General features: G+C 64.4%; 16 protein-coding genes. 7 read left to right on the forward strand and 9 right to left on the reverse strand.

Translation table 11 applies throughout. From position 1 onward, the window contains the following. Positions 1-242: 242 nt before the first annotated feature. Complete coding sequence (locus U0034_RS00660) at positions 243-1,544, forward strand: FAD-dependent oxidoreductase (protein WP_085230560.1); 1,302 nt, start codon at positions 243-245, stop codon at positions 1,542-1,544. 75 nt (positions 1,545-1,619) lie between these two features. Further along, entirely contained in the window at positions 1,620-3,236 is a 1,617-nt protein-coding gene (locus U0034_RS00665) for an NAD(P)H-hydrate dehydratase (RefSeq protein ID WP_085230480.1), read from the forward strand. Here the strand turns inward: U0034_RS00665 and U0034_RS00670 are convergent. Beyond that, positions 3,205-3,777, reverse strand: a complete 573-nt coding sequence (locus U0034_RS00670) for a hypothetical protein (protein ID WP_139831222.1) — start codon at positions 3,775-3,777, stop codon at positions 3,205-3,207. The genes U0034_RS00665 and U0034_RS00670 overlap by 32 nt on opposite strands. Before the next feature lie 267 nt (positions 3,778-4,044). Between U0034_RS00670 and pgi the strand changes: the two genes are divergently transcribed. Continuing rightward, positions 4,045-5,670: a glucose-6-phosphate isomerase gene (pgi, locus tag U0034_RS00675; RefSeq protein ID WP_085230483.1), complete on the forward strand. Its 1,626-nt coding sequence runs from the start codon at positions 4,045-4,047 to the stop codon at positions 5,668-5,670. Between the two features lie 75 nt (positions 5,671-5,745). Here pgi and U0034_RS00680 read toward each other — a convergent pair whose 3' ends face one another. From U0034_RS00680 to U0034_RS00700, 5 genes are all read right to left on the reverse strand, one after another. Continuing rightward, positions 5,746-6,918, reverse strand: a complete 1,173-nt coding sequence (locus U0034_RS00680; protein WP_085230484.1) for a hypothetical protein — start codon at positions 6,916-6,918, stop codon at positions 5,746-5,748. A 21-nt stretch (positions 6,919-6,939) separates the two neighbouring features. After that, on the reverse strand, positions 6,940-8,094 hold the full coding sequence (locus U0034_RS00685) for a m7GpppX diphosphatase (protein WP_085230485.1): 1,155 nt from the start codon (positions 8,092-8,094) through the stop codon (positions 6,940-6,942). A gap of 79 nt (positions 8,095-8,173) precedes the next feature. Next, a complete protein-coding gene (locus U0034_RS00690; protein WP_085230486.1) occupies positions 8,174-8,992 on the reverse strand; it encodes a hypothetical protein in 819 nt (272 codons plus the stop codon). Positions 8,993-9,004: 12 nt separating this feature from the next. Next, positions 9,005-9,430 (reverse strand): InvB/SpaK family type III secretion system chaperone, encoded by a 426-nt coding sequence (locus U0034_RS00695; RefSeq protein ID WP_085230488.1) that lies wholly within the window; start codon positions 9,428-9,430, stop codon positions 9,005-9,007. A 334-nt stretch (positions 9,431-9,764) separates the two neighbouring features. Beyond that, positions 9,765-10,457, reverse strand: a complete 693-nt coding sequence (locus tag U0034_RS00700; protein WP_085230490.1) for an ABC transporter ATP-binding protein — start codon at positions 10,455-10,457, stop codon at positions 9,765-9,767. Between U0034_RS00700 and U0034_RS00705 the strand changes: the two genes are divergently transcribed. Then, a complete protein-coding gene (locus tag U0034_RS00705; protein ID WP_085230491.1) occupies positions 10,456-11,154 on the forward strand; it encodes an arylesterase in 699 nt (232 codons plus the stop codon). The genes U0034_RS00700 and U0034_RS00705 overlap by 2 nt on opposite strands. Positions 11,155-11,243: 89 nt before the next feature. On the opposite strand, the gene U0034_RS00710 is transcribed toward U0034_RS00705, so the two are convergent. Continuing rightward, positions 11,244-13,178: a SurA N-terminal domain-containing protein gene (locus tag U0034_RS00710; protein WP_085230493.1), complete on the reverse strand. Its 1,935-nt coding sequence runs from the start codon at positions 13,176-13,178 to the stop codon at positions 11,244-11,246. 209 nt (positions 13,179-13,387) lie between these two features. On the opposite strand from U0034_RS00710, the gene U0034_RS00715 reads away from it, so the two are divergent. Beyond that, complete coding sequence (locus tag U0034_RS00715; protein ID WP_085230494.1) at positions 13,388-14,056, forward strand: nitroreductase family protein; 669 nt, start codon at positions 13,388-13,390, stop codon at positions 14,054-14,056. Between the two features lie 52 nt (positions 14,057-14,108). Then, positions 14,109-15,368, forward strand: coding sequence for a polyhydroxyalkanoate depolymerase (gene phaZ, locus U0034_RS00720; RefSeq protein WP_085230495.1), 1,260 nt, complete (start codon positions 14,109-14,111; stop codon positions 15,366-15,368). 59 nt (positions 15,369-15,427) lie between these two features. On the opposite strand, the gene U0034_RS00725 is transcribed toward phaZ, so the two are convergent. Next, entirely contained in the window at positions 15,428-17,341 is a 1,914-nt protein-coding gene (locus U0034_RS00725; RefSeq protein ID WP_085230496.1) for a PHA/PHB synthase family protein, read from the reverse strand. Continuing rightward, on the reverse strand, positions 17,338-18,090 hold the full coding sequence (locus U0034_RS00730; protein ID WP_085230561.1) for a beta-ketoacyl-ACP reductase: 753 nt from the start codon (positions 18,088-18,090) through the stop codon (positions 17,338-17,340). The genes U0034_RS00725 and U0034_RS00730 overlap by 4 nt, the downstream gene beginning before the upstream one ends. A gap of 200 nt (positions 18,091-18,290) precedes the next feature. Here U0034_RS00730 and U0034_RS00735 point away from each other — a divergent pair, with 200 nt between their 5' ends. Then, entirely contained in the window at positions 18,291-19,559 is a 1,269-nt protein-coding gene (locus tag U0034_RS00735) for an acetate/propionate family kinase (protein ID WP_085230498.1), read from the forward strand. Positions 19,560-19,578: the final 19 nt, after the last annotated feature.

The raw sequence follows: 19,578 nt of genomic DNA on the forward strand, positions 1-19,578 counted from the left end.
TCCAATAAGGGCGGACAGCGGATCTTCGTGTGCCCGCGACGCGCGACGGGAACACCGTTTCGCCCGCGCGGGCGAGGCGTATCGCCCGGTTTGGCGCTATCATGCGCGGTTTGCTTCATCGGCGCGCGGGCGCTGCGGCAGCCAGGCGCTTCATGCGCGGGCCGCGGCGCACCGGGCGCGACAAGGACGCGGCGCGCCGTTTGCGGCACTGTCGCGCATTGCCGGGCTCCGAACCAACACTCATGGATGTTATCGTCATAGGCGGCGGAGTCGTCGGCGTCGCCACCGCATACCAACTGCATACGGCCGGACACCGCGTCTGCGTCATCGAGCGCCACGCGACCGTCGCCCAGGGCGCCACCTATGGCCACGGCGGCGCGATCCTGCCCACCCCGCTCGACGTCTGGTTCGGCCCCGTTTTCCCGAAGGCGCCGCGCAGCCCGAAAAGCGGCATCGTCTACAAACCCGGCCTGAACCGCGACACGCGCCGGTTCATGCAGCGCCTCGGGCGCCTGCAGGCGCCCGACGCCTTTCGCGACCAGTACCGGCTGCTCAAGCCGCTCGTCGACGTCTCGCGCGAGACCCTCTGCGCGATCGAGACCCGCTTCGGCTTCGAGTTCGAGCAGCGCAGCGGGCTGCTGCACGTGGTGCGCGAACCGCGCGAGTGGGACCTCTTGCAGCCGGCCCTCGACCTGCTGCGCGAATTCGAGGTTCACCATCATGTGCTGTCGGCGAGCCAGTGCGCGGAAATCGAGCATTCGGTGCCGACCGAGCCGGCCTTCGCCGGCGGCGTGATGTTCGAGCAGGAGCGCATGGCCAACTGCCCGCTCTTCGCGAAACTCGTCAAGCAGGTGCTCGACGAGCGTGCGGGCGTGCAATTCATGTTCGGCCGCACTGTCGAGGCGCTGCGACTGGACAGTCACCGCGCGGCGGTCGAACTGACGCCGATCACGGGAGCACGTGCGAACGCGCGGGAAGTCGACGTGGTCTCGGCCGATGCGATCGTCGTCGCCGCGGGCGCCGGCAGCCTGCCGTTGCTCGCCCGCGCCGGTCTCGAGCTGCCCTTGCACCCGGCGCGCGTCTTCGCCCTGACGGCACCGATCGCCTACGAGGAGTGCGCGCCGCACATGGCCATCGTCGATACGGTTCGGCGCATCACGATGACGCGAGCCAATCAGCGCGTGCGCGTGGCCGGCGCCGCGATCGTGCAGCCGGCGCGGGAGCTGGAAAAGCCGGTGCCCGCAGCCCTTGCCGAAGCGGCAACGGCGGCGCTCGCACAAGCTACCCACGACTGGATTCCCGGCGCGGCAAAAATCTCGGCCGCTCATGCCTGGGACGGCATTCAACTGCTATCGCCCGACGGGCTGCCCGTGATCGGTCAGGCGCTCCACCCGCGGCTATATGTCAACCTCGCTCAGGGCCCTGCCGGCTGGGGGCTTGCCTGCGGGTCTGCTAGAGTGATCGCAGACCTCGTGAGCGGCACCGAGTCGAGCGTGCCATCCGACACGCTTGCCGCGCTGCGCGTGGATCGTTTCGCCGACTGAGCCGCCTTCTCGGGGGCAGCCCGGCCGAGCGCACCTTTTCCTGTCGTCCATGCCGGAGCCGGGACTCCCACCGCCATGACCGAAGCCGCTTCGTCCGCCCCGCCTCTTCTCGTCAATCCGCAAGAACGGCCCGTGCCGCTGTACACGGCCGCGCAACTGCGCGAGATCGAAACGCAGGCGGCAGCCGGCCTGCCAGCCAACACCCTGATGGCCCGCGCAGGCACCGCCGCCGCACGTTGCCTGCGCGAGATCGCGAGCCACGACGGTTCGCTCGGCGCCGGCCAGACCGTATGGCTCGCCGCGGGGCCCGGCAACAACGGCGGCGATGCGCTCGTGTGCGCCGCGGAGTTGCACAAGGCGGGGATCGCGGTTGAGGTGTGTATGCCCGCGGAGGCAAAGCCTGCCGACGCGCGTTGGGCGCTTGCGAGCGCCCGCGCGGCCGGGGTACCGATCTCGCATGTGCCGCCCCCATCTTTCGACGCGTACGGCTGGCTCGTCGACGGCCTGTTCGGCATAGGCCTTGCGCGCGGGCTCGACGGCGCGTTCGCGGCGCTCGCCACCCGCATTGCCGCGCGCGCCCGGGGCAAGGGCCATGTGCTCGCGCTCGACGTGCCGAGCGGGCTCGACAGCGACACCGGCAACGTCGCGGGCGGCGCTGTCGCGGCAAGCGCCTCGCATACCGTGACGTTCATCGGCGCCAAGCCGGGGCTTTACATGACACATGGGCGCGATCTTGCCGGCACCGTCACGGTCGCGCCACTGGGCATCGCTGCGTCGTGCGGCGCGGATGGCGGAGATTGGGCCGATCGAGCCGATCGAGCCGATTGGGCCATCACTCGCCTCAATGCGCCATCGCTTTTCGCGAGCGCGTTTCCCGCGCGCCGGTTCGCGTCGCACAAGGGCACGTTCGGAAGCCTGGCGGTGGTCGGCGGCGACACCGGCATGTGCGGTGCGCCGATCCTCGCGGCGCGCGCGGCCCTGCACGCCGGTGCGGGCAAAGTACACGTCGCCTTGCTGGGCGCCGGAGCGCCGCCTTACGATCCACCGTTTCCCGAGCTGATGCTGCACCCGCTCGATAGCCTGCCGCTCGGCGGCATGGACGCGCTCGCAATCGGCTGCGGAATGGGCACGAGCCCCCGCGCGGCCGATACGCTCGCAGACGTGCTCGCGCTCGACACCGCCATGATCATCGATGCCGACGCACTCAATCTGCTCGGGCAGGCGCCGCATCTGGCGGAGGCGCTGGCCAGCCGCGGCGCGTCGGGCGCCGCGTGCGTGCTGACCCCGCATCCGCTCGAAGCGGCACGCCTGCTCGGCGTGGATGCCGCCACCGTTCAACGCGACCGGATCGCGGCCGCCCACGCGCTTTGTACCCGCTTTGGCGCCGTGGTGGCGCTCAAAGGCGCGGGCACGGTCGTCGCAAGCCCCGATGGCCGCACAGCCGTCAACCCCACCGGGAATGCGGCTCTAGCAACCGGAGGCACAGGGGACGTGCTCGGCGGCATCGTCGGCGCGTTGCTCGCGCAAGGACTGCCGCCGTTCGAGGCCACGCTCGCGGGCGTTTATCTGCACGGGCTGGCGGCCGAAACCCTGACGGCGCGGGGGGGCGGGCCCGCGGGACTCGCCGCCGGCGAACTCGCTCCGGCCGTTCGCACATTGCTCAATCGCCTCGTTTATCCGCCCCGGGAGTAACGCCGGCATCGCGCGTTTCGACGAGCGCATCCCGCGCCGCGTCGAACGCAAGAACGACCGTTTTGGGCACCGTGGGCGCACTCGCCATGGGCTCTCCCGGGCGCCGATCGAGAAACGTCGCCACGAGCCGATCGCCGCGGAAGACGATCGAGCGTGGCTGGATCCGGTCTCCAATCGGTGCCGGAACCGTAGCGTGCCCGTTGCCGAACGCCACTCCGACATAGAAGAACTGACCCGAGCCGCCGCCGTCGTCGGCAACGAACACCGCCGCAGCCGGCAGTCCCGCGAGCGTACCGAAGGCCGGCGTTCCGACCACTCTGGTGTGCCGCTCGGCCGCCGATCCCGGCACGGCAGGCGCAGCGCGCTGGCCGCCGGCGAGCTGCAGCCTTTGGCCGTCGATCGAAAACGCCGCATTCGCGTAATCGATGCCGCTGGGCGCGGTGCCCTGGGCCAGCACGTCCGCGGCGGCGAGCGAAAGGAGCGCCGCGAGGCCTGTTCGGGCAAATGAACGAGTCGAACGAATCATGGCAGAACGAATCATGGCATCTTCCCGCGTGCGCAATGATCGGATGATAACCCCGCGCCGCAGCACTTCGCCCGGCCTGCCCAGCCTGCCACGGCATTCATGCGCACGCGATGCTGCGGGACGGCATCCAACGCCGCTATACTGATCGACCGCGCGATTGCGCCTCGCTTCGGCCGCTCGCCCCTGCGGGCATGAGCGGCATTACGCGAAGCGATGATAGACAGGCTGCAGCCCCGCGCCCGGCGCAGCCTTCGTTCGAGCCCCTTCCACCGACGGACAGTTATGACGCCGAACTCGCTTTCCTCCTGGACCGCGCTCACCGCGCATTACGATTCGATCCGCGACGCCCGCGTTGCCGACTGGTTTGCCGCCGACAGCGGCAGCCCCTCCCGCGCCGAACGCCTGACGTTCGAGGGCGCCGGGCTCGTTGCGGACTTTTCCAAGAATCGGGTAACCGACGAAACGTTGAAACTGCTTGTCGCGCTTGCCCGCGAAACGGGCGTCGAGGCGCGCCGCGACGCCATGTTCAACGGCGAGGTCGTCAATCCGACCGAAGGCCGAGCCGCCCTGCACACGGCGCTGCGCGCCGCGAGCGCAGATGCGCCGTTCCACGCCCAAGTGCTGGCCGAGCGCGCCAGGATGGCCGCCTTTGCCGAACGGGTGCGCAGCGGCGCATGGACGGGCCACACGGGCAAGCGCATCCGCCATGTGGTCAATATCGGCATCGGCGGCTCGGATCTCGGCCCGAAGATGGTCGTGCACGCGCTCGATCATCTGAAGGCGCCGGGCTTGTCGACCTATTTCGTCTCGAACGTCGACGGAGCCGATCTGGCCCGCGTACTCGATCGCATCGATCCCGAGGAAACGCTTGCGATCATCGTCTCCAAAACGTTCACGACACTCGAAACGATGACGAATGCGCGCTCGCTGCGCGACTGGTTCATCGAAAAAGGCTGCCCCGAGAGCGGATTGGCGAAGCATTTTGTCGGCGTCTCCGCCAATCCGGCCGAAGTCGTGAAGTTCGGCATCGACAAGGACAACGTCTTCGAAATGTGGGATTGGGTCGGTGGCCGCTACTCGCTTTGGTCGGCCGTTGGCCTTTCGATCATGATCGCGGTTGGGCCACAGCATTTCGACGCCCTTCTCGACGGGGCCGACGCGATGGACACGCATTTTCGCGAGGCTCCGCTCGAGCGCAATCTGCCCGTACTAATGGGGCTCGTGGGCATTTGGTACCGCAACTTCTTCGGCTCGCAGAGCTATCTGGTCGCCCCCTACTCTGAGGCGCTTCACTTTCTGCCGGCGTACCTGCAACAACTCGAAATGGAGAGCAACGGTAAATCCGCGCGGCTCGACGGCCGGTTCGTAGACTATCCCACCTCCGCGATCACGTGGGGCGAGCCCGGCACCAACGGGCAGCATGCGTTCTTCCAGATGCTGCATCAGGGGCCGACGATCGTCCCCATCGATTTCATCGCAGTGCTGCGGCCCGAGCATCGGCTCGCAAGCCATCATCCGAAGCTGCTGGCCAACTGCTTCGCGCAGAGCGAGGCGCTCATGCTCGGGCGCACGGAGGAAGAAGCGCGCAAGGTTGCCGGACCCGACAAACCCGAGCTGGCGCCGCACCTCGTGTTCCCCGGCAATCGCCCGTCGACCACACTGCTGCTCGACGCGCTCACGCCGCGCGCATTAGGCGCGTTGATTGCGCTTTACGAGCACAAAGTGCTCGTGCAAGCCACGGTATGGAACATCAACCCATTCGATCAGTGGGGCGTCGAACTCGGGAAAATACTCGGCAAGGTCGTCGAGGCCGATCTGACCGCACAGGCATTCGACGCGCACAAGCACGACTCGTCCACCTCGACGCTGATCGCGCGCGCGCGGCGCGCGGGGGGACTCGGCGGCTGAACCAATCCACTGCGGGCGGGCCCGGCTGCAGCCTGGCCCGCATGCTACGGACGCGCAGGGCCGGGATGCGAACCGTCATACCCCGGGAAGCGCGAGTTTCCTGTAATCGTCCGGCGCCGGGGCGCCTCTCTCCGGCATTCCTTTGATTTCATGCAGTCCGTCCCTCGTGGGCAAGGTGAATTTGCCATCGTTCCTGGCCAGAACCAAGCTGTCGATGCTCTGGCCGGATTTCAGATGCCGGATCACATCGTCAACACCAAACTCTCTCGACTCGTTCAGCGGATGATCCGCCTTGTTCACCCACACATGGAGGTGCAAAGTGGCTGTCGAAGTCGCCACCGGAAAATGAAAAAACAGGTTAATCTTGTCTTTTTGATCCGATGCCCCATAGACCTCGGACAAATGATCGAGAATATCGGATTTCAGCTTCTCCAGCATCGCCACGTCGCCCCCATCCAAGTCCAAAATGGAAGTCAGCGATTTGATACCCGATTTAATCTCGGCAGATTTCTGATTTAATTCCTCGCTCCGGGGGGCTTGTTCCTCTGCCGCCGATTTGTTTCCACTAATTTCATCGATCAAATCGTGAGGTAGCGCCGGGTGAACTGCCCAGGCCGTCAGTTGCACGCCTTCCCGCCGTTGGGTAAGGTTCGAAATGTTCCCATTTACATAGTTCTCCGACATATAGGGAATATTGGGGTAGATAAGAAATCCATTGCCCCGATCCATAGGCGCAGAATAGTAAAAAGCCTCGGGATTTTTCTTGAAGACCTCACCATATACGGTGTCGCCGAGCTTCTGTCCTCGTAGAACGTCGACCAGGAACTGGGTGGCATTCTCGTTTTTGTACGTCTCCCGCAGGGCATCGAGATGGCGAGACGATAATTTCACCTGGGCCAAATCATTCGTTTGGTATTTCTTCAAGGATCTGGGGTTCAGCCATCGGAAACTCCCGTACTCGTCGTCCCCGCGTTTCGATACATACGCGCCGTGCGCCAGATCGGACTTTCCAGATCCGTCTTTTTTGACGAATACGTTATATGCATCCTTGTTAACGGCGCTCAATTTTTCGCGATTGTCGTCTATCCCATAAGCGTTCAGCGTCCCATGAATCGCAGATCTCCCCTCCTGATTCGGACCAACCTGGATGTTACGCGCCGCGCTTACATCGATAGTCGGCGCCTGCCGGTCGCGAGCCTCAGTCAGAGGGGGAACCATAGCGCCACGCAACCCTTGGATCGAGTTCATAGTTTATTGCACCAGCAAGAATTACAGTGGAAGATTCAGGGTATTATCGCGAATACCCTTGAAGGGGATGCCGGAAATATCTTTGATGGAATCCGAGGTCGGCAAGAAATATGACCCTCCATTTCGATTCAACACGAGATCGTCTACATCGCCGCCGGAGCGAAGATGATCGATAATTGTATCGAGATCGAAAGATCTTGGCTCATTTAGTGGGTGGTCACCCTTGTTGACCCAGGTGTGCAGATGAAGGGTGGCGGTTTTCTCGGCGACGGGGAAATGAAAGAACATCCTGACACTGTCGCTTTCATCTACCGCATAAACATCATGCAAATGCCGCAACGTCTCTTCCCTCAACTTTTCGAGCTGGGGAAGATGCTCTTTCTTCAAACTCAAAATACTGGTCAGGGACTCGACATTTGTCTTATTGTCGATTTCTCGTTGCGTCGTCGGCGTGCTAGCATCCAGTTTTTCGAGGCCGGATTTATGGTTCCGCCCCTCGAGGAAGGCCGACTGTATGCCGGGGTGTATGGCGTAAGTGCACAGGATGACGCCGTCCCGGCTGTTTTTAAGCGTTTCGGGCGCATGGACGTAAGTATCCAAAACGCTTTTGCCGCAGTATGGCGTATTGGGTGCAATCAGATACCCATGCTGCGAGTCGCTGAGCGGAGGCACGAAGTCAGCCAACCTCGGACTTCTCTCGTATAAATTCGTATCCAGGCAATCTTCCCCGTTGAGAACCTTGACAAGAAATTCCGGCAGCGGCCTCTCGGCGTAGGTGCGAGCAAGCTGCTCGAGCTCCGCCTTGCTACTGAAGCTGACCACGGCAACTTCCTTCGTCTGATATTTTGTCAGGCCTTTCGGATTCAGCCATTTAAAGCTGCCGTATTCATCCTCGCCCCGCTTGGATACGTAAGCGCCTTGAGATAAATTGGGGGACCCGGATTTATCTTTTTTGATAAAAACATTGTACTTGCCATCATTAAGTCGACTCAACGTCGGTCTATTATCGTCCACCCCGTAAGCATCGAGCTTTCTGCGGATCGAGGAGCCGCCAGCTGGCGTCCAACCATCACTGACGTTCCGTACCGCCCTCACGTCGATGCTTTGCTGGTGTCCGATATTCAGATCGTCGGATGCAACAACCGCAGGGCGATGCAATGCCTGAATTTCCTTCATATAATTCGCCGAAATCAAAAGAAAATAAAATCTTCTCGCAGGTTACCGCAGCACCCCGACACTCTGTCGCGCCAAGCGACTAGCTGGCACACCTATCGATCAGCGCCTCGATCTCGTTCCGGGACATATCTTTCGCATGAATATCCAATCCAGCCACGGCCACGCCTTTCTCAACCATCTTTTCCAGAAAGTTTTTCAACTGAGGCGTTCCCGGCATGTAATGTCCGGAGTCCAAATGAAACGATTTGGCCTTCCCTTGCTCGATTGCGACCATGCCGGCCGACAGGACTGCCCGCGCCCCCGTGGTGGACGTATGTTGCCATTTCCCTTTCTCATAGGGATGAACGAAGACTTCGCCATTCGCATGAATAACGAGCGCCGCGTGACCTTTCATCCCCGATTTGCCCGGCAGTTGGGTCGTATCCAACAATGCGCCCCCTGTCGTCCACTGCCCGCACGAAATATCGACCCGGTACCTGGCAGCCTCGCTCGGTTGCAAGTAGTGGATGTAGCCGACTTTTTCGGAAAAAGGATGCTTGGGGCCGCCCTTGAGCGTGCTTACTTCAACTTCAGGGTGTCGATCGATCCATTCGAACAGGCCCAGCCGGTTATGACGATCGTCCTGCCATGCACCGAAGGCGCCGGACTGCGAATCGAATCCGCTCAACGAGATGCGATCGCGGTGCTTCGGGTCTCTGATTTCAAGCCAATATTTGGGGTGAACGCCCGCCTCCCCACGCCTTTCTCGCGGCATCATCCGCGCGACGAATCCCGCAACCTCCTTGAAACGCATCAGGCTCGAAGAGTTTTTTACCTCTTTCGCGGGCAGCGATGGTTCGCTTTGAGGGCCGTTGCCGCCCGCAACCACGTTGACGTTGCTCGTATTGATCGTCAGCACGATCCACCTCCCCTATGCGCACCCAGCAATGACCCGCAAGGCGCCGTAGAAATCGTTTATGACCTCATGGAGCCGGTCCCCCGCCAGCGCTTCGACGTTCACGAGCCCTTTCAACTCGAAACCATCGTTGCACCTGCCCAGCGTCAGATGTCCCGTTTCGATGTCCCTCATCGGAGTCGTGATGATCGGAAGCACGACCGCGGAACCGTCTATCAATCGCTCTTCACTGATTTTTATCGGGGACCAGATAAAGAGCCGATCGTCTGACACGGAGATATTGATGACCGCCCCGCCCTCGGTTTCGATCGATATCGTCGAATGCGAATCAAAGTCATCTAATATGCGATCCGGAACACCGAGCTGCATCAGGGCACCGCGAACGGTCACACTCAACTCCTGATGGACGTTTTGAGAGAAAGACAGAGGATTGGGGTTCATGAATACTTGGGAATATCGAATCTACTGTGGCAGCGGGCTCGGCATGACCAGGGACCAGGCACTTGCCGAGCAGGTGATCTGTCATCCGCGAGGGCGTGGTCGAAAGCAACTCGGCTATTGGCCTTGGCTTCGATGATAGGAACGTTGTGCTCGTCCGCCTTGCGAAAAGTGCCCGTTCTTATTGCTTTCCTCGCCACGACCTCTCCGGCTGGCGCCGGCACGGCACCCGTTGCGGGTGGCCGGTTCGGTAACATGGTCGTGTCGTCCGCCCTCTTCCGCCATGAAGGCGCGCGGCGGCTCCTGCAGTGCGCCGCGTCGGCCGCAGATCAGAGGTTCAGTGCGCCGCGATCCTGCCTGCGTCGAGCGTAACGATGCGTGAACAGCGGCGTGCGAGTTCGATGTCGTGGGTCACGAGCACGAGCGTGGCGCCGTGAGCCGCGTTCATGCTGAACATGAGGTCGATGACGGCATGCCCTGTAGCGGCGTCGAGACTGCCCGTAGGTTCGTCGGCGAAAAGGATGGCCGGATGTGTGACAAAAGCGCGGGCGAGCGCCACGCGCTGCTGCTCGCCGCCCGAGAGCAGCTTCGGGTAGTGCCCGACGCGTTCGCCAAGCCCGACTTGCTCGAGTAATGCTCGCGCCCGCTGCGTCGCTTCGCGCGACGATACGCCCCCTTGCAGTTCCAGCGGCAGCCGCACGTTTTCGAGCGCGGTCAAGTGAGGCATCAATTGGAACGACTGAAAGACGAACCCGACGGCACCGTTTCTCAGCCGCGCGCGTTCATCTTCCGAAAGTGCAGCCAGTTCGCGCCCGAACAGCCGAACGGAGCCCGCACTCGGATTGTCCAACCCCGCGAGCAGCCCGAGCAACGTCGATTTACCGGAGCCCGACGCACCGACGATCGCCACGCTCGTACCCGGCATCACATCGAACTCGATGCCGTCGAGTATAGTCAGCTCGCCCGTGGCATCCTTGACCCTCTTGCTCAAACTTCGTACTTCAATGATCGGATCGGCTTGTTTTTGCATGAAGAAGAAGCATCGCTCGAGAGTGGGTTCGCTCGCCGCGGTATCGCGTCGTACGACTGCTGCGCTGTCGCTGGCGGTTGCAGCCGCTGCTGCAGCCTTCGCCTCCGCGCCTGCCCACGCGGCGGAGCGCGCCAAGCCGGTAATCGTGGTCCTGGGCGACAGCCTTTCCGCCGAATACGGGCTGCCGCGAGACACAGGCTGGGTCGCGCTCTTGCGCCGGCGTTTGGCCGACGAGCGGATCGATTATAGCGTCGCGAACGCGAGTATCAGCGGCGACACGACGAGCGGTGGCCGCGCACGCCTGCCAGCGGTCATCGCACGGCTCAAGCCCGCCGTCGTCATCGTCGAGCTGGGCGCGAACGATGCATTGCGCGGGGTGCCGCTCGCGACAACAGAAGAGAATCTGCGCACGATCGTCAGCGCGGCCAAGCAGGCGAAGGCAAAGGTCGTGCTCGTCGGCATGTACGTGCCGCCGAACTACGGTCCTGCCTATACGCAGCGCTTTCACGCACTCTTCGGCTCGCTCGCGAAGGAGCTCGGGGTCGACCTCGTGCCGTTCCTGCTGGCGGGCATCGAAAATCGGTCAGATCTGTTCCAGCAGGACCAGATGCACCCGACTCAGCAGGCCCAACCGATGTTGCTCGACAATGTGTGGCCCGTGCTAGCCCCACTCTTGCGGCGCAACGCCGGACATTGAAAAAACGAACCCCGCACCGGCGCGAAGCGCGATGCGGGGTTCGTTGCGGCGGGGAGCGTCGCCCGCCCGGAGACTATCGGGAGCGCCGCTCAGTCGCCGCTGGACGCTTTTGTGTCGAGCGAGCCGTAGAGCTTCACCTTCGAGCGCGCGCGCAGCGAATCGATGTAGGCCTGCATCTCGCCTTGCGCGTTCACCTGCGCGATCTGCTGCTGGGCAGCCGCCAGACGCGCCGCATCGATCGGTGCAGCAGGAACCAACGCGTTCACACGGTAAATGCCATAGCCGCCGTTACCCAGATCCATGCCCACGTAGACGGGCAGCTTGGTCGCGTTTGCCTTGAAGATCGCCGACATCGCCGCAGGCGAGACGCCCTGCGGATCGGTACGCGACACCTTCGCTTCCGTCGAGAAGCCTGTGGCCGAATTCGACTTTTGCAACTGCGCCAGTTTCGCTTCGCCATCCTTGCGCGCGAGCTCGGCGGCTTGCTCGGCCACGTAGCGTGTGCGCACGGCGTCCTTGACCGATGCGAGCGGCGGCGTGGCGGCCGGTTTGTAGTCGGTCACGCGCGCAGAGATCAGCGTGTTGTTGCCGACGTCGATCGCCTGGGTATTGTTGCGGTCCTTGATCGAATCACCGGCAAACACCGCCGCCAGGAACTTCGGGTTGTTGAGCGGGCTGTCGGGCGGCAGCGCCGGGTTCGGCTTGTCGGTGACCGCGGCGGTCTGAATCGTCAGCTTGAACTTGTCAGCCGCCGGCTGCAGGGTCTTCGACTGCTCGTAGACCGTCGAGGTGAACGCATCGGAACGCTCGGTGTAGGTCTTCGCGGCCTGCTGCATTTTCAGATCCTTCTCGATCTGGTCCTTGAGCTGCGCAAACGGCTGAACCACGGCCGGCTTTTCGTCGGTCAGCATGATGATGTGATACCCGAACGAGGTACGAACGAGATCGCTGACGTCGCCCTTCTTTTTCAGTGCAAAGGCCGCCGAGTCGAACGCCTTGTCGCCTGTAAGGACGTCGCGCGTCGACCAGCCAAGATCGCCGCCCTTCGAAGCCGAGCCCGGGTCGTTGGATGTCTTTTGCGCGATCTGTCCGAACTGGTCAGGGTGAGCCTTGATCTCCGCCAGCACCTCCTGCGCCTTTTTCTTCGCGCTGGCATCAGCGTCCGTTTTCGCGCCGGCGGGCACCGAAATCAGGATCTGGCTTACGCGTACTTCGCGGGGCGTCGTATAGCGCGCCGAGTTGTCGTCATAGTATTTCTTCGCATCGGCTTCGGACACGGCGATGCCCGCACCAAGCGTGGCGGGCGAAAAGACCACGTACTGAATCGCCGCCGTCTGCGGGGCCGCAAACTCGGCCTTATGCGCATCGTAATAGGCCGAAAGCTGTGCATCGGTAGGCTGGACCTTCGCGGCATAGTCGGCCGCGCGCAGCACGAGCGACTGCACCGTGCGCTGCTGCTCGGCCAACTGCGCCAGATGCTCGGCAAGGCTCTTCGGCGTGAATGCGCTCGACTGGATGCTGTCCGGGACCTGGTCGAGCGAAAGGCCGTAGCGCACGCGTTCCTGGTACTGGTCGGGCGTCATCCCCTGCATGGCCAGCAGCTCCGTGTAGCGCGCGACGTCGATCGAGCCGTCCGGCTTGCGCAGCGACGCGATCGTCGGGTCAGCGAGCAGCGCCCGGCGTACCGCGTCGTCCGACGCGGTCAAGTGTTCGCGCTGCGCTTCGTCGGCGAGCACGCGCTGCTGGATCAGGCTGTCGAGCAGATCGCGACGCCGCTCGGGCGTGTCGAACATTTTCGCATCGAAATTGGCGCCCAATATTTGGCGAGCCTGGTCGAGCTGGCGGCGCATTGCGTTGTCGAACTCGGTGCGGGCGATCTTGTGGCCATTGACGCTTGCCACGTTGGCACTTTCGTCGAAGAACCCGCGGAAGCCCTGAATGCCGACGAAGCCCAGCCCCGGCACGACGACGAGGATGAGCATGAGCATCATCAGGCGCTTGTGATTGCGAAAGAAATCGAGCATGCGTGACTGGTTACGTTGGACAAAAACGCCCAATAGTACAACAACAGCGGCACCCGATCGGCACCGGGGCGGGAAAGCACCGGTCGGACGTTGACCGAGGTCAAGCACCGCCCGGCGCGCCGCCGCTATCGTCGAAGCGTTAAACGATTGGTTTGATCTCGCGCGGCGCGGACTATTTGCCTCGGCTGCGCCTTCGAAGGAGCCTTGCAATGAGCGACAACCCGCTTCTGAGCTACGAACCCGCCCCTGCGCTCACGGCGCGCCCAGCGACGGGCGAGGCCGTGTCCGTGATTACGCTGCCGCGCCCCGATCTGCGCTCGGGCCTGCCGTTGATGACCGCACTCGCGTTTCGTTCGAGCACGCGCGAATTCTCGCCCCACGCGCTCTCGCTTGCCACGCTCGGCGAGCTGCTGTGGGCGGCAAACGGCATCAATCGCCCGATCAGCGGTGGACATACGGCACCGTCCGCCCACGGATTTCACGAGATCGACGTCTATGCCGCGCTGCCGCAAGGCGTCTACCGCTACGAGCCCGACGCGCACCGGCTCGTACTCAAGCGCGCGATCGATGCGCGCAACATGACCGGCTATCAGGATTTCGTCGGTGCCGCTCCGCTCGATCTCGTCTACGTGGTACGCGCCGCGAAGCTGCTCGACATGCCCGCGCCGCTGCGCGAGACGTTTTCGGCCGTGGCCGCTGGCGCCATTGCCGAAAACGCCGCGCTTTACTGCGCGTCGGCCGGGCTCGCGAACGTCGTGCGCGGCTGGATCGATCATCGGCTGCTGGCCGATGCACTGAGCCTGAACGAGGACGAACTGCCGATCCTCGCTCAAACCGTAGGCTTGCCAGCCGATACGCCCGGTCTGCAAAATAGCTGATCGGTTCGGCGCCGCGCGCCGGGTGCGCCGGGTGCGCCGAGAGGAGACGGCTATGCTCTACGACTGGCTGGAAGCGCAACGCGCGCTCGCACGGGCGGCCGGCGTCTGGTCCGCCTGCGTAGGGCAGCTCTGCGGCCTGCCAGCCCGGACGGACGAACCGGTCGGCCTGCCCGGCTATGGCTGGTTATGGCGCTTTTTTCAGCGCCCCCCGGCGCCGCCGCCCTTCGGCATTACCTGTATCTCCAACGGCCGCGAACGCATCGCCATCGACGAAACGGTGGTCGAGCGTACGCCGTTTTGCGCGCTGCGGCTCTTTTCCCGGCGGCAACCCGGTGCTGCTCCGGCCGACTCCCCGCACGACGCGATCTTTCTCTGCGCGCCGTTGGCCGGGCACCATGCGGTCATGCTGCGGGAGACCGTGGAAACGCTGCTGCAAGAGAGCGATGTCTATGTAACCGATTGGGCCGACGCGCGCGACGTGCCCCTCGCGGATGGTGCATTTGGCCTCGACGACTATGTCCTGACGCTCGAGCGCTTCATGCTGCGCGCGGGGCCGCGGCGCCTGCACGTGATTGCGGTCTGTCAGGCCACGGCGCCGACGCTTGCCGCTGCCGCGCTGCTCGCGGCGCGCGGCGAGCCCGCCCCGCTCAGCCTTACGCTGATGGGGGGGCCGATCGACACCCGGTTCAATCCGACTTCGATCGATCGGCTCGCCACTGCGCACGACGTCGAATGGTTCCGGTGGGCCGTCATCGATACGGTACCGAGCGGCTATCGCGGCGCCGGACGACGCGTCTATCCCGGCTATCTGCAGCATGCGGCGATCGTGGCGGCGCACCCGCACCGACAGCTTGCGCTCGAGTCTCGCTATTGGGCGAGCCGCGTGAGCCACGACGCCGCTCGGATCGCCGCAAGCCAACGCGCGCTCGACGAATATGCGGCCGTACTCGACATGACCGAGGACTACTTTCTCGACACAGTCAGGGTCGTCTTTCGCGAGCAACGGCTCGCACGCGGCACGTGGGAAGTCGGCGGGCAGCGCGTGCGAGGCGACGCGCTCGTCGATACGGCGCTCGCGACGGTGGAAGGCGACCGGGACGACATCACCGGCGCAGGCCAGACGCATGCGGCGCATGCTCTATGCCCGCGCGTGCCGGAGGCAATGCGCATGCGGCTCTCGATCCGCGAGTGCGATCATTACGACCTGTTCTCGGGGCCGCGCTGGCGCGAGGAGATCCATCCGGCGCTTGCATGCTTTCGGCGCGCCGTACGGCACCGCGTACGGCAGCATCGGCAATCCATGGCCAGTTGAGCACCGCACGCCGCGGACAAACCCGCGGACAAACCGGCCACCTCTGCCCCGGCAGCCGCTCAGCGCTCGTGTACGTACTGGCCGGGCGCGTCGTACAACGACGGCTCCAGGCCACGGGCCGCCGTCGCGCCACTCGTATGCGTGCCGAGCCAGTCGATCCAGCAGGGCCACCAGGATCCTTCGATGGGCGCATGCTCCGCAAGAAATGCGTCGGGACTTTGGTACTGATCTTCGGCACCGCGTGTCGCCACGCGGTAGTGGCGCCCCTTGTGCCCCGGTTCGGAGACGATCCCGGCGTTGTGCCCGCCCGACGTCAGTGCGAACGTGAGGGGGTGGTGCGTAAGCAGATGAAGCTTGTAGACCGAGCGCCACGGCGAAACATGGTCGCGCTCGGTGCCGACGGCGAAGAGCGGCGTTTCGATATCGGCGAGCGCAACCGGGCGGCCGCCGACGCAATAGCGCCCTTCCGACAAGTCGTTATGCAGAAAGAGACGCGTCAGGTATTCGGTATGCATGCGATAAGGCATGCGCGTCGTGTCTTCGTTCCACGACATCAAATCGTTCGGTTTCGAGCGGCGGCCAAGCAGGTACTCGCTCATCATGCGCGACCAGATCAGATCGCGCGCATTGAGCAGTTGGAAGGCGGCGGCCATCTGCGAGCCGTCGAGATACCCCTGCTCCCACATCAGCGCATCGAGCGCAGCGAGTTCGCTTTCGTCGATGAAAAGGCCGAGTTCCCCAGGGTCGCTGAAGTCCACCTGTGCGGCGAGCAGTGTAATGCTCGCGAACGGCTCCACGTGGGCAGCATCGGTTCCGTGCCCCCTGCCGGCGGCGCGATGTGCATCGCGTGCAAGCGCAGCCGCCGCGATCGCGAGCAGCGTGCCGCCGAGACAATAGCCGACGGCGTGCACACGCTCGCCCTCGCAGCGTGCCCGTACGGCCGCGAGCGCTTCGAGCAACCCCTGCTTCAGATAGTCGTCGAGGCTCAGTTCCCGTTCGTGCGCGGCCGGGTTGTGCCACGACACCATGAAGACCGTATAGCCGGCGTCCACGAGATGGCGAACCAGCGAGTCGTGCGGCTGCAGATCGAGAATGTAGTACTTCATGATCCACGACGGCACGATAAAGACCGGCTCGCGCCCGACACGCGGCGTTGCCGGTGCATATTGCAGCAATTCGCACAGCGCATTGCGGAATACGACCTTGCCCGGCGTCCTCGCCACGTCCTTTCCGGGCACATACGCTGGTTGCGGCTTGCCCGAGACGCCGGCCCCGTGAGCCGCCGTCTCGGCGAAATCTTCCAGCCAGTTGCGCGCGCCGAAAAGGAAGTTGGCGCCGGCCGTCGACCACGCCGTAGCGAGCGCGCGCGGATTTGTCGCCACGAAATTGCTGGGCGCGACGGCGTCCAGCCACTGGCGCGCGAAGAACTGCACGAGCCGCTCGTGATGCGCTTCGACGCCGCGCACCCCGGTCGACGCGTGCCGCCACCATTGCTCGGCGCGCCCGAAGGCCCGCTGATAGGCGACGAACGGCCAACGCTGCCAGTGCGCGTCGGCGAAACGAGGATCAGGCTCGCTCGGCGCCACCGGCCCGGTCTCGCTGCGGAGTTCGTGCGCCTCGGCAGGAGTCCAGCCCGGGATGCACTCGGGCAGCGTCTCGAGCGTGCCCGTCACGGCCTCCGAGGCCAGCGCCCATGCTTTGCCCGGCGAGACGGCCATATGCATGCTCCAATCGAGCCAGGCAAGCAGGGCCGAGGCCGGCGACAGGCCCGCTGTCGCCGCCGCCACACGTGCGTGAGCGGCCCGGTCCAGGGCCGTTGCGGGCTCGGCGGCGGCCGGTGCGCATTCAGCGCATGCGGCGCGCGCGGTTACCGCGGCCGCGCGCTGTATCGTGGCCCCCGCCCGCTTGCCGTGCCTCTTCGACGGCGCCGGCGCCGGCACCGGCTGTGTCGCCTGCCCCGAATCGCGCTTCATTGCATGTGCATCCCGCCGTTGACGGCGAGATCCGCGCCCGTGATGAACGCTGCGTCGTCGGTGCACAGAAACGCGACGAGGGCCGCCACTTCCTCGGGGCGGCCGAGGCGGCCCACCGGGATCTGCGGCAGGATTTTCGCATCCATGACCTCTTTCGGAACCGCGGCCAGCATCGCCGTGTCGAGGTAACCCGGCGAGATCATGTTCACCGTGATGCCATGGCGCGCGCCTTCGAGCGCGAGCGTGCGCGTGAACCCATGAATGCCGGCCTTGGCGGAGGCATAGTTCGCCTGCCCGAATGCCGCGCGCGACCCGTTGACCGAGCCGATGTTGACGATGCGCCCGAAGCGCCGCTCGAGCATACCGCCATAGAATTGCTTCGTGACGTTGAAAAGCGCGTCGAGATCGGTATGCATCACCTCGTCCCACTCGCGCTTCGTCATCTTGGCGAATGTGGCGTCGCGCGCGATGCCCGCGTTGTTGACGAGCACGTCCACGCGGCCGTGCTCGGCCAGCACGCGAGCGGCACACCGCTCGCACGAATCGAAATCGGCGACATTGGCCTCGTACGCATGAAAGACGCGGCCTGCCTCGCGTTCGTGCATGAGCCAGGTCGATACGTGATCGTTGTGGGCAGAATGAGACATCAGCACCTTCATGCCGGCGTCATGAAGGCGGCGGCTGATGGCGGCGCCGAGGCCGCCCATGCCGCCGGTGACGAACGCCACAGGCTGAATCGAAGCGGACATTCTCGTCTCCTCGAAGGTGGAAAACGACACGCGACGGGCGGTGCTGCGCTGCGTGCGCAGCGACCCTGGCGCGAACCCGATCGGCCGATCGGGGTTGTCGCTCCACTCTAGGCTCTGCGCGCGTGGCGCGAATTGATCCGCGTCAAGAGGCGCGTCGTACACGACGTCTACAGTCGATCCCATGCCAGAGGAGTCGTCCGATGAATGCCCAGCCCGCCATTCTCGTTCTCAATGCCGGTTCGTCGAGCATCAAGTTCGGCCTTTTCGACTGTGGTGCCGGAGAACCGCCCCGCCGTGCGATCAGCGCAGGCGAAGTAGCCGGCATCGGCACAGCCACGACAACACTGACGATCGACGGGCAGCCTTCGCGCCGCCTGAGCGCCCCGGTTGCCGACGGCCCGCCGCCCAATGTTCCCCCGGACCCTTACCGGGCGGCGCTCGCGCCGATCGTCGCGTGGATCGCCGACGAGTTGCCGCAGGTACGCCTGACAGCCGTGGCGCATCGCGTCGTGCATGGAGGTCTGCATTACTCGGCCCCCGTGGTGGTCGACGAGCGCGTGCTGCAGGAATTGCGCACATTGATTCCATTGGCCCCGCTGCACCAGCCCCACAACATCGATGCAATCGAAGTCATGCAGCGGGCCTGCCCCGGCGTCGCGCAGGTCGCCGTATTCGATACGGCGTTTCACCGCACCTTGCCGCGCGACGAGCAACTGCTGCCGCTACCCCATGCCTGGTTCGACGAGGGCGTGCGCCGTTATGGCTTTCACGGCCTTTCTTACGAGTACCTGAGTATCGCGCTCGCCGAAGCGTTCGGCGAGGCCGCGCGCGCACGCGTGATCGCCGCGCATCTCGGCAGCGGCGCCAGCCTGTGCGCGCTTTCGGGCTTGCGCAGCGTCGCCACGACCATGGGCTTTTCGGCGCTCGACGGCTTGATGATGAGCACGCGCTGCGGCGCCATCGATCCCGGTGTCGTGCTGCATTTGATGGACGTTCGAGGGCTCACGCACGAAGCGCTCGGGGCGCTCCTTTATCACGACGCGGGCCTCAAGGGTGTTTCCGGCGTATCGGGCGATCCGCGCGTACTGCTCGCGCGCGAAGCCGATGACGAACGCGCGCGCGACGCGCTCGCGCTCTACGTGCATCGGATCGTGCGCGAAACCGGCGCGCTCGCCGCGCTGCTCGGCGGCCTCGACATGCTCGTGTTCACGGCCGGAATCGGCGAGCACAGTGCACCGGTTCGCGCCCGCGTCTGCGCCCGGCTCGGGCTTTTCGGCGTCGAACTCGACGACGAGGCCAACGCGGCGAATGCCCATGTCATCTCGCGGGCATCGAGCCGCGTGACAGTCGTCGTCGAGCCGGCCAACGAGGAATGGATCGCGGCGCGCGCTGCCTGGCAGCTCCTCGGCACCTGCAGTGCCGGCTCGCTTGATCCAGATCAGGACGACACGCGCCCCGTTTGCCGATGATCGGAGCATCGACTCGTTC

Source organism: Trinickia caryophylli (genome assembly GCF_034424545.1).
GTDB classification, from domain to species: domain Bacteria; phylum Pseudomonadota; class Gammaproteobacteria; order Burkholderiales; family Burkholderiaceae; genus Trinickia; species Trinickia caryophylli.